The 263-nt window shown below is 44.5% G+C and carries 1 protein-coding gene; it reads right to left on the bottom strand.

What is annotated here, in order from left to right:
* On the bottom strand, positions 1-263 hold a 263-nt coding region (locus SB660_RS21445), incomplete at both ends, for a hypothetical protein (protein ID WP_410584424.1).

Genomic DNA, 263 nt, shown 5'->3' with positions numbered 1-263 from the left:
CGGTGAATTTTTCCGGAACAGTTCTCCGGACTCGACCATTTTTGTAATCCATGCGCGCTCTTCGAAATCATGCACATGGTCAAACTCGAAAGAGATGGTTCTTTTATAGGTATTGCGTAAATGCTGGATGGCTTCTAAGCCGTTTGTTATATTGGCAGGTGCGTCTTTACAGATGACAGACGCTGGTATTGCTTTCATTTCTTCTTCTGTAAGCCCGTACTCGGATAACGGAAAGAGCTCGCTCTTTTTCGGATCCTTTCTGA

Source organism: Bacillus sp. SIMBA_005, from assembly GCF_046535585.1.
Lineage (GTDB): Bacteria > Bacillota > Bacilli > Bacillales > Bacillaceae > Bacillus > Bacillus pumilus.
This window is presented reverse-complemented; position numbering and strand designations above follow the sequence as displayed.